General features: G+C 71.5%; 7 protein-coding genes and 1 pseudogene. 3 read left to right on the plus strand and 5 right to left on the minus strand.

The window, feature by feature from the left end:
• Window positions 1-159: 159 nt before the first annotated feature.
• Window positions 160-1,324: pseudogene (locus tag D473_RS25825) on the minus strand (NADP-dependent isocitrate dehydrogenase).
• Window positions 1,325-1,489: 165 nt separating this feature from the next.
• Window positions 1,490-1,987, minus strand: a complete 498-nt coding sequence (locus tag D473_RS27740) for a DUF3017 domain-containing protein (RefSeq protein ID WP_083918036.1) — start codon at window positions 1,985-1,987, stop codon at window positions 1,490-1,492.
• Between the two features lie 376 nt (window positions 1,988-2,363).
• Here D473_RS27740 and D473_RS0118865 point away from each other — a divergent pair, with 376 nt between their 5' ends.
• Complete coding sequence (locus D473_RS0118865) at window positions 2,364-3,068, plus strand: FHA domain-containing protein (protein ID WP_017610607.1); 705 nt, start codon at window positions 2,364-2,366, stop codon at window positions 3,066-3,068.
• A gap of 140 nt (window positions 3,069-3,208) precedes the next feature.
• On the opposite strand, the gene D473_RS0118870 is transcribed toward D473_RS0118865, so the two are convergent.
• The 3 genes from D473_RS0118870 to purN form a co-directional block, all read right to left on the minus strand.
• The gene (locus tag D473_RS0118870; protein ID WP_017610608.1) at window positions 3,209-4,066 is read right to left on the minus strand and encodes a bifunctional methylenetetrahydrofolate dehydrogenase/methenyltetrahydrofolate cyclohydrolase; all 858 of its coding nucleotides are present in this window, start codon (window positions 4,064-4,066) and stop codon (window positions 3,209-3,211) included.
• Between the two features lie 68 nt (window positions 4,067-4,134).
• Window positions 4,135-5,706: a bifunctional phosphoribosylaminoimidazolecarboxamide formyltransferase/IMP cyclohydrolase gene (gene purH, locus D473_RS0118875; RefSeq protein WP_017610609.1), complete on the minus strand. Its 1,572-nt coding sequence runs from the start codon at window positions 5,704-5,706 to the stop codon at window positions 4,135-4,137.
• Window positions 5,703-6,338, minus strand: a complete 636-nt coding sequence (gene purN, locus D473_RS0118880) for a phosphoribosylglycinamide formyltransferase (RefSeq protein ID WP_017610610.1) — start codon at window positions 6,336-6,338, stop codon at window positions 5,703-5,705. Before purN ends, purH begins: the two co-directional genes overlap by 4 nt.
• Window positions 6,339-6,687: 349 nt before the next feature.
• On the opposite strand from purN, the gene D473_RS0118885 reads away from it, so the two are divergent.
• Complete coding sequence (locus tag D473_RS0118885; protein WP_017610611.1) at window positions 6,688-7,080, plus strand: hypothetical protein; 393 nt, start codon at window positions 6,688-6,690, stop codon at window positions 7,078-7,080.
• A gap of 1,925 nt (window positions 7,081-9,005) precedes the next feature.
• Window positions 9,006-10,229, plus strand: coding sequence for a phosphotransferase (locus D473_RS0118895; RefSeq protein WP_017610613.1), 1,224 nt, complete (start codon window positions 9,006-9,008; stop codon window positions 10,227-10,229).
• The last annotated feature ends 100 nt before the right edge of the window (window positions 10,230-10,329 follow it).

Genomic DNA, 10,329 nt, shown 5'->3' on the forward strand with positions numbered 1-10,329 from the left:
CCCCGCAACTCCCTGAACTCCAGGGTGTTGCGGGGACCGCTAGAACCCGAGGTCCCGCTTCGGGGCCGACCGGGCGCCTCCTTCCCGGGCAAAGGGATGACCATCCCCGCCGGAGGGGGCCGGGCCCGGATCGGGCCCGGCCCCCGGTGGTGTGCGTCCTCAGGCGAGGCGCTTGCTCAGGTTCTCGTCCAAGGCGGCGAGGAACTCCTGCGTGGTGAGCCACTCCTGCTCACTACCGACGAGCAGGGCGAGGTCCTTGGTCATCTGGCCACCCTCGACGGTCTTGACGACGACGTCCTCGAGCTGCTGGGCGAACTCGACCACCTTGGGGGTGTTGTCGAGCTTGCCGCGGTGCTCCAGACCGCGGGTCCAGGCGAAGATGGACGCGATCGGGTTGGTCGACGTGGGCTTGCCCGCCTGGTGCTGGCGGTAGTGGCGGGTGACCGTGCCGTGCGCGGCCTCGGCCTCGACGGTACGGCCGTCGGCGGTGCGCAGGACCGAGGTCATCAGGCCCAGCGAGCCGAATCCCTGGGCGACCGTGTCGGACTGCACGTCACCGTCGTAGTTCTTGCAGGCCCAGACGTAGCCGCCCTCCCACTTGAGCGCCGCGGCGACCATGTCGTCGATGAGGCGGTGCTCGTAGGTCAGGCCGGCGGCCTCGAACCGCTCCTTGAACTCGGCTTCGTAGATCTCCTGGAACACGTCCTTGAACATGCCGTCGTAGGACTTGAGGATCGTGTTCTTGGTGGACATGTAGACCGGGTAGTTGCGGTCCAGGCCGTAGTTGAGGCTGGCGCGCGCGAAGTCCTCGATGGACTTGCGGTAGTTGTACATGCCCATGGCCACGCCGCCGGCCTCGCCGAACTCGGCGACGTCGAACTCGATGGGCTCGCTGCCGTCCTCCGGGGTGTAGGTCATGGTGACCGTGCCGGCACCGGGGACCTTGAAGTCCGTGGCCTTGTACTGGTCGGCGTGGGCGTGGCGGCCGATGATGATCGGCTGGGTCCAGCCCGGGACCAGGCGCGGGACGTTCTCGCAGATGATGGGCTCACGGAAGACGACGCCGCCGAGGATGTTGCGGATGGNCGTCCGGGGTGATGGTCGCGCACTTGACGCCGACCCCGTGCTCCTTGATGGCGTGGGCCGCGTCGACGGTGACCTGGTCGTCGGTGCGGTCACGCTCCTCGATGCCGAGGTCGTAGTACTTCAGGTCGATGTCGAGGTAAGGCAGGATCAGTCGGTCCTTGATGAAGGACCAGATGATCCGGGTCATCTCGTCACCGTCGAGCTCGACTACGGGGTTCTCGACCTTGATCTTGGCCATGGCTGTGTGGCTGTCCCTTCAATCTCGGCAACCGCCTCGTGCGGCGGATGCCGCGCACCGGCTCGTGACCGGGGCGCGGCCTGCTCCGCGCACGGCGATCCCTCCCGGTGTCCGTGTACATCGGGGAGACGGTCGCGGTATCTCGACATCAAGCTTATTCGACGCCTAGGTGGACAGTTGCGGCGCCACCCACGCGAGCACGATGAGCAGGCACGCGAGCCCGACCAACACGGTCAGGTCGACCCACCTGCGCCGTACCGCGAGCATGCCGATCCAGTCCTTGGGAAGCACCAGACGGAACACGGCCGCGAGCACGAGTGCCCCGGCGATGATAGCGGGGCCGCGTTTGAAGTAGGCGAACCCCACCACGGCGATGCCCGCCGCGAGGCCGGACAGCACGAGCGCGTAGGGCACCTGGGCGAGCCACGGGGGGATCCTGGACGCAAGCACGGACCCGGCGGTTCCCGAACCCTGTGCCTCCTCGGCGTGCGCTTCCTGTACCTGCTCGGGGGTGTGTTCCCCTTCCCCCGGGGGGACCTCCTCGGCGCGGCTCTCGCCGTCACCGGAGGTGTTGTCCTGGGGGACGTCGTCGTCCGGCGTACCCGAGTCCGCCACTTCCGTCTGCTCCGCCCTGTCCACCGCGTACCGACCCGTTCGGTTCATGTGCTTGGCCGCCGCGCGGCTCGTTCCACGGTCGTTCCCCGACTCTGGCCCAGACCGGCCACACGCACGTCACGGGATGTCCGAAAACGGCGCGGCGCCCGTGTGCCTTCCGGCTACGGACCCGAGTGCGGGGCAAGGCCGTGGCAGCCGGGGAGGACCACCGTCATTGTATTGGCCCGAATCGCCCCGGCCCCAGAGCTCACGGTAACGGTCTGATGCCTGCCGGAGCGACCGGGGCCGATTCCTGCCCCACGACGGCCACAGAGCCGTATTTGCTGCGCCTTGTCCCTCTGACTCCGGAGTAAGCGCGTAGAACCAGTGCAGCCCGGGTAACCCAGGTGGTGTTCCAGTGCCACGGTGAGCGAGGACCACCCCCATGAAGCCCACTCCTAGCGCGGACCGGACCACCACCCCCCGACCGTCCTTCCCCCACCGTCGTCAGCACCCCCGACCACCGGTCGCCACGACCGAGGACCCGGTCGAGGGGCCCTACCTGAAGATCGATTCCTCCGGTGAGGCCCGCCCCCTCTCGGCCGAGGTCACCACCGTCGGCCGCGGCGAGGGCGCCGACATCCATCTGCGCGACCTGACCGTCTCCCAACTGCACGCCGAACTGGTCCGGCGCGGTCCCTACGTCTACGTCGTCGACCTCGGCCTCTCCCGGAACGGCACCAGGGTCAACGGACGGCCCGTGGCCCGCCGCGTACTCAAGGACGGCGACGTCCTCACCTTCGGTACCGCCCGCTGCCGTGTGGGCGGGCTGCCCCGGGAGCAGATGCGGCCCGACCTCGAGCTGCGGCGCGAGGCGGTACCCGACCTGACCCGGCGCGAACTCGACGTGCTCACCGTCCTGTGCCAGCCCGCGTTGTCCGACGAGGCGTTCGTGGCACCCGCCACGGCCCGCGACATCGCCGAGGCACTGGTGGTAACGGAGGCAGCGGTCAAACAGCACCTGCTGCGCCTGTATCAGAAGTTCCGTGTGCCCGAGGGGCAGAACCGGCGCACCCGGTTGGCCAACGAGGTCGTCTCCCTGGGCCTGGTGCGGCCGATGCCGGTGGGCACCGAGCGCTGGGCCAGCTGAGTCGGCGGCCCCGGACACACGCGGGGCCCACGCGAGCTCGGGTTCCAGCGGTGGTCGCAACACCCTGCCTCTCAGGAGGTTGCGACCGCCCCTCGAATCCACCGCGTGCGTGGGCCCCACGGACGGTCGACCGCCGGTCCCTACAGCGCGGCGGCCTGACGCTCTGCGTTCTCGACCACGTTGACCAGCAGCATCGCCCGGGTCATGGGCCCCACACCGCCCGGGTTGGGCGAGAGGAACCCGGCGACCCCGTCCACACCCGCGGCCACGTCGCCCGCGAGCCCGTCGTCGGTGCGGGTGACACCGACATCGAGCACAGCGGCGCCCGGCTTGACCATGTCGGGGGTGATGAGCCCGGGCACACCGGCACCGGCGACGACCACGTCCGCCTTCCGGGTGTGCTCGGCCAGGTCACGGGTTCCGGTGTGGCACAAGGTGACGGTGGCGTTCTCCGAACGGCGCGTCAACAACAGGCCCAGTGGACGGCCCACGGTCACGCCGCGGCCGACCACGACGACCTCGGCGCCCTTGAGCGGGACGTCGTAACGGCGCAGCAACTCCACGATCCCGCGCGGGGTGCAGGGCAGCGGGGCCTCCTCCATGAGGACGAGCTTGCCCAGGTTGGCGGGCTGGAGGCCGTCCGCGTCCTTGGCCGGGTCGATGAGGCCGAGTACCCGGCCCTCGTCCATTCCCCGGGGCAGGGGCAGCTGCACGATGTAACCGGTGCAGGCCGGGTCCTCGTTGAGTTCGCGCACGGCCTGCTCCACCTGGGCCTGGGGGGCGTCGGCCGGCAGGTCGCGGCGGATGCTGGCGATCCCGACCTGGGCGCAGTCGCGGTGCTTGCCTCGCACGTAGGTGTGGCTGCCCGGGTCGTCACCGACCAGAACGGTGCCCAGCCCCGGGGTCACTCCCTTGGCGTGCAGCTCGGAGACCCGCTCGGCCAGGTCCTCCTTGATGGCCTTGGCGACGGCCTTGCCGTCGAGAACGGTCGCGCTCATCGTGACTCCTCGTCTCCGAACGATCAGGAGCTCGGCGGACGCTCGCATTCGGCGCCCGCCGAGCACGGCTAGTGGAAGAAGTGCCGGGTTCCGGTCAGGTACATCGTGACCCCGGCGGCCTCGGCGGCCGCGACGACCTCGTCGTCACGCACGGACCCGCCGGGCTGGACGACCGCACGCACGCCCGCGCCGGTGAGGATCTCCAGGCCGTCCGCGAAGGGGAAGAAGGCGTCACTGGCGGCCACGGAACCGTGCACGCGGTCCCCCGCCCGCGAGACCGCCAGGCGGGCGGAGTCGACCCGGTTGACCTGCCCCATACCCGCACCCACCGTGGCGCCGTCGGCGGCGAGCAGGATCGCGTTGGACTTGACCGCACGTACCGCACGCCAGGCGAAACCCAGGTCGGCGAGGGTCTGCGCGTCTGCGGGGGTACCGGTGGCCAACGTCCACTTCTCGGGGTCGTCGCCGTGCGCGTCCACGGCATCACGCGACTGCACGAGCAGCCCGCCACTGATCTGGCGGTGCTCGACACCGCCGGTCACACCCGCGGCTCCATCGACGACCAGCAGGCGGGTGTTCTTCTTGCGGGTGAGCACGTCCACGGCCTCGGGGGTGAAGGCGGGCGCCACCACGACCTCGGTGAAGATCTCCACGATCTGCTCGGCGAGGTCGGACCCGACCGGGCGGTTGGTGGCGATGACACCCCCGAACGCGGAGACGGGGTCGCCGGCGTGGGCCTTGCGGTGGGCCTCGGCGTTGTCGGCGCCGACCGCGATGCCGCACGGGTTCGCGTGCTTGATGATGGCCACACACGGCTCGGAGAAGTCGTGCGCGGCACGCAGGGCTGCGTCGGCATCGACGTAGTTGTTGTAACTCATCGCCTTGCCGTGCAGCTGCTCGGCGCCGGCCAGACCGGTCCCGGCTGCCCCGGAAGCGGTGTACAGGGCCGCCTTCTGGTGGGGGTTCTCGCCGTAGCGCAGCACCTGGCCGCGTTCGTGTCCCTCGCCGAAGAACGCCGGCCAGCCGGACTCCTCGGTCTCGGCGTCGGGGGCGTAGGACTCGGCGAACCAGGTCGCGACGGCGGCGTCGTAGCTCGCGGTGTGCTGGAAGGCCTGTGCGGCCAAGCGCTTGCGCTGGTCGAGGGTGAAGCCGCCCCCGCTCACCGCACGCAGGGTCTCGTCGTAGGAACCAGGGTCGACGACGACGGCGACGCTGCCATGGTTCTTGGCGGAGGCACGCACCATGGCGGGTCCGCCGATGTCGATCTTCTCGACACAATCGGCGTCGGAGGCACCCGAGGCCACCGTTTCGCCGAAGGGATAGAGGTTGACCACGACCAGGTCGAAGGGCGCGATGCCCAGACCGTCGATGGTCTCCATGTGCCCGGGGTCGTCCTGGTCGGCGAGGAGGCCGCCGTGGATGTACGGGTGGAGTGTCTTGACGCGGCCGCCCATGATCTCGGGGAAGTCCGTGACCTCCTCGACGGGGGTGACCTCGATCCCGGCCTCGCGCAGCCGCGCGGCGGTGGAGCCGGTCGAGACGATCTCCACGCCGGCCTGGGCCAAGCCGGCGCTCAGACCCTCCAGACCGGTCTTGTCGTACACACTGATCAACGCCCGCCTGATGGCCCGCTGGGTCACGGGTCCTCCTTCGTCTCGCTCGCGTTCGTGAGGCCCTGCTCGGTGCGGCCGAGCCGCACATGCCTGCCGTCGACGTCCCAGCCGCGCCGCGCGAGCTCGCCGACCGTGTCGACGAGCATGCGCCGCTCCACGATCTTGATGCGCTCGTGCAGGGCGGCCTCGTCGTCGCCGTCCTCGACGGGAACCGTGGCCTGGTCGATGATCGGCCCGGAGTCGACGCCTTCGTCGAGGAAGTGGATGGTGGTGCCAGTGATCCGGACACCGTGGGCGAGCGCTTCGCGTACCGCGTGCGCGCCGGGGAAGGAGGGCAGCAGCGCCGGGTGGATGTTGACCGCTGCGTGCCGTCCGACGACCGCCGGCCCGAGGATGCGCATGAACCCGGCCGAGACCACCAGGTCGGGCCGGAAGCCGGCGATCCGGTCGGACATCGCGGTGTCCCACTCGGAGCGGTCGGTGTAGTCGCGGAAGGGGACCACGAACGTGGGCACGCCGGCGGCCTCGGCCCGTTCCAACCCGCCGGCTCCGGGACGGTCGGACCCGACGGCGACCACCTGCGCCCCGTACTCGGGGGCACGGCACGCGTCCAACAGGGCGGACATGTTGCTGCCCGTGCCCGATATGAGAACCACCACTCGCGCGGACAGTGTGCTTCTCCCTCATGTGTAGAAGAACAGCACGGGAGCCGGGCTCCCGCTCCCGGGGGCGCTGGGGGACAGCGCAGCATCCGGGGGAAAACGTGTGCGCCGCACAAGGCGACGCCAGGGCCGGGCCCGACTCGGGCCCCGTCCGCGATCCCACCCTATCGGCCCGGGTAGCGTCGGACCGACGGGGACCTGGGGTTGTGCGACGGCTCTCCCGGTTCCCGCCCCTGCCCGCAGAGCGGGACCGGGTACGCTCCGCGCCAGTCAGATGATTCGGTGCCTGCCGAGCAGGTCCTGGTCCTGGCCACACGGCGCCCCGGCGCCCGAAGGAGAGTCACTCGTGAGCGAGAACAGCCCGGATCCGCAGAACGACGGGCAGCCGCCCAAGTCCGAGAGAGGCGGGCTGTGGGGCCTGTTCTTCGGTGCGATGGGCCTGTTGCTCCCGCCGTACGGGATCCTCCTGTCGCTCTTCGGTCTGTTCCAGGGCTTCCGAGCCCGCCGCGCCGCCCGGCGCCGGAGCGTGGACGCGCCCATGGCGATGGCGAGTGTGTTCGTGGGGTCGGTCGGTGTCGTTCTGTCGACGTTGATGGCGGCGGTGCTGTTCACGCACCAGGACGAGGTGGCCGAGTACCGGGACTGCACGGCGCGGGCGCAGACGGTCTCCACCCAGGACGCGTGCGACCAGGCCTGGGAGTCGGGCACCGGGCTTCCTCCGCAGATCATCGGCGGCTGAGCGGACCGCACACAGGCATCCGGAAGGGGTGACGGGCAGGCCCCGTCACCCCTTCCGGCATGTCGGCACCGGGACGCAGCACTTTCCGGTCACTTTGCCTCGAAAAAACGCCCGCTTCACAAAGCAGCGAGCACACCCAAAGGCATTACACTTAGTATTCAATCACTCACTAAAAGTGCCTCACCTCTGCCCCGAGAGGACCCGATGGACACCGACGCCCCCGGCTCCGCAGCTCCGGCACCGAAGGACCGGACCGCTCTGGTCCGTCGCCGCCGACGGATCGTCCTGACCGGCCTACTGGGCGGCCTGGCCGTGGCCGTGACGGCCCTGGCGGCCCTTCCCCCCTCACACACCGCCACCGCCTCGGTCCAGGTCCGGCCCACGGGCGCGGCCGAGGCCGGAGGGGTCCCCGCAGACGGGCTCGACCTGGAGACCCAGGCACAGCTCGCCGCCTCCGAAGACACCACCGAGCTGCTGTCCGAAACCCTTGCCGAGCAGACCGGTGCCGTCCTCTCCCCCGCGGAACTGGCCGAGCAGGTGGATGTGGGNGGCCCGTGCCGGCGCCGACGCGCTGGCCGACGCCTACCTCCTCTCCCGCGCACAGGAGACCGAGGCGCTGCTGACCACGCGCGTGCGCACACTGCGCGACGAGCAGGAGGCCCTCTACTCCGAACTGGACGAGGCCGAGGACGAGGGCGGCGTCGGCCCGCGGGCCGACGCGCTCGAGAGGGAGATCACCGACCTGGGCCGGATCGCGGCCTCGCTCACCGCGCTCTCGGAGACCGTGGACCCCGGAACGGTCCTCGGCCCGGCGAGCACACCGGACCCGCTGCTCTCGTCCCCGACGGTGCCGTGGTTGGCGGGCGGTCCCGCGGTCGGCCTGGTGCTGGGGCTGGCGGCAGCGTTCCTGCGCGACCGGTCCGACCCGCGGGTCCGCGACGGGGGACAGGCCGCACGGCTGGCCGGCCGGCCCGTCCTGGTGGAGCTGCCCGTGCCCGCGCGCTTGGACGAACTGCCCTGTGAACCCTTCGAGCAGCACACACGGCCCGGGCAGAGAGCCAATGCCTGCGCCCACCTGCTCAGGGCGCGGTTGCGGAAGGCCGTGCACGGAGACAAGGCCCCGGATGAGACCCGGGACACGTTCGCCGGGGAGCCCGCAGAGGGCGGCAGGACGGTCCTGGTCGCCTCGGTCACCCCCGGGCGCTCCGGGCCCAGGGCCGCCGTCGATCTGGCCTCGGCGCTGGCCCGGACCGGTTCCGAAACGCTCCTGGTGTGCGCGGATCCCTCCCCAGACCCGTTCGGCCTGCCCGAGGGGCCCGGCCTGGCCGAGGCGCTCGCGGAAGGTGAGGACCCCGGTGCGCTCACCGTGCGCCCCGGCTCCGTTCCGCGCCTGCGTGTGTTGAGGCACGGGCGGCCGGGGACCACCGCGCCCGTGCAGGGCACTGCGATGCACGACCTGTTGGACCTGCTGCTCCCCGGCGTGGACCACGCCGTACTGACCAGCACCGCCGGGACCGGGCGCGCCGACGTCGAGGCCCTCCTGGGTGCGGCGGACGCAGTCGTGCCGGTGGTGGAACTCGGGCGGTCGCGCCGCGACGACCTGGCCGCACTCGTGCGGGCCGCCGAACTCACCGGTACCGCCGTCCCCGGCGTGATGGTCCTGGCACACGCGGCGGTGCCCCGGGCCCCGGGCCCCTCCGCCGCTGCCGCCCCGGTGGCGCCCGGGACGGTGCCCGCCTGCCGGGTCGCCGACCACGACCGCGCGCAAGGGCCACCGGCTGACGGCGCGGGGCCGGCCACCGGTCCGGCGGCCGACGGACCCGTCACGGGAACAGCCTCCGACGCTGTCACAGGGGCCGGGCACTGATGCCGCGCGCCCGCCTCCACGTCGCCCCCATGCCCGATCGTGCTCGTGGGGGTTCCCGGTGAACAGTGAAACGACCTACCTGACCGACCTGGCCGCGGTGCTGTGGCCGTGCGGAGGCCTGTTGGGCCACGGGGAGTTCGCCGGCGCCCGCCTGGCCCGGCGCGATCGCGGAAGCCAGTACCTTCCGGTGCCCAACGCCCGGAATCCGCGCATCATCCTGCCCGCACACAACCGCACGGCCGCCACCCGCGGGATCGCCTCCTTCTCCCAGGGGCATTCTCTCGGGGAGCGTCTGCGATCGCTTGCGCTGACGGGGGCGTTCGCGACCGGGCTGGCACCGCTGCTGCTACGCGACCGCCTGTACGTGGGGGCGGGTCCGGGGATCGAGAACGCCCTCGCCTCGGCCCTGGACCGGGAGGTGTTCGTGGCGATCCACCTCGGTCCGCCCAGGGCCAACCGCAAACCCGTCCTGTTGCTGCTCGCCCCCAGCGGGCGCACCATCGGCTACGCCAAGGTCGCCACCAACGGCCTGACCTCGCGCCTGGTGCGGGCCGAGGCACGAGCGCTGCGCCACCTGGACGAGTCCCCGCTGAAGGACGTGACGGTGCCGCGCCTGCTGCACGAGGGCGAGTGGAACGGTCACCCGCTCCTGGTGCAGGAGGCGTTGCCCGTGGGCGACCAGACCGACCGCCCGACCCGCCACCAGCTCCTGCGGTGCGTCGCGCAGATCGTCGGGCTGGGCACGGTGCGGACCCGGCGGCTGTCCGAGAGCCCGTACCGGCGCTCGTTGGAGGAACGCATCGCCGTGCTCGGCACCCGCCCCGAGGCGCAGCCGCTGCGCGAGGCCCTGCGCCGCCTGCCGGACGTGCGGATACCCTTCGGCGCTTGGCACGGGGATCTGACCCGGTGGAACGTGGCGAGCACCTCGCGGCGGGCGTTCGTGTGGGACTGGGAACGCCTCGCTCTGGATGCCCCGGCCGGGTTCGACGCGCTGCACTACGACCTCAACGAGTCCGTGCAGGCCGGCGTCCATCCCGGGGTGCACCGGTGGCTGGACAGCGGCTCACGGCTGTTGCGCGATCCTCTGATGGCCGAGACCGGTCTGCGCCCGCACACCGTCTCCACGGTCATGGCGCTCTACCTGATCGACCTGGCCACACGCTTCCTGGCCGATCTTCAGCCGGAGGGCGACGGGTCCGTGACGGCCGTGGACGACTGGCTGCTGCCGGCTCTGGACGGGCTCCGGATCCGGGCCGGCCACGAAGCCGCCCGGGTCGGCTGACACCTCACGCGGTCCTTCGTTCCCGACGAACCCCAGGGGCCGGGCCGTTGCCGCCCCCCGGGCACGGCAGCGGCCCCGAGCCGGGGGGGCCGGTGGGGTC

Origin of the sequence: Nocardiopsis xinjiangensis YIM 90004 (assembly GCF_000341145.1) — a bacterium.
GTDB classification, from domain to species: Bacteria; Actinomycetota; Actinomycetes; order Streptosporangiales; family Streptosporangiaceae; genus Nocardiopsis; species Nocardiopsis xinjiangensis.

What these genes read in the sequence shown, in the direction of transcription:
- D473_RS27740 (WP_083918036.1), bottom strand. Translation starts at nt 1,987, where the DNA reads ATGAACCGAACGGGTCGGTACGCGGTGGACAGGGCGGAGCAGACGGAA.
- D473_RS0118865 (WP_017610607.1), top strand. Translation starts at nt 2,364, where the DNA reads ATGAAGCCCACTCCTAGCGCGGACCGGACCACCACCCCCCGACCGTCC.
- D473_RS0118870 (WP_017610608.1), bottom strand. Translation starts at nt 4,066, where the DNA reads ATGAGCGCGACCGTTCTCGACGGCAAGGCCGTCGCCAAGGCCATCAAG.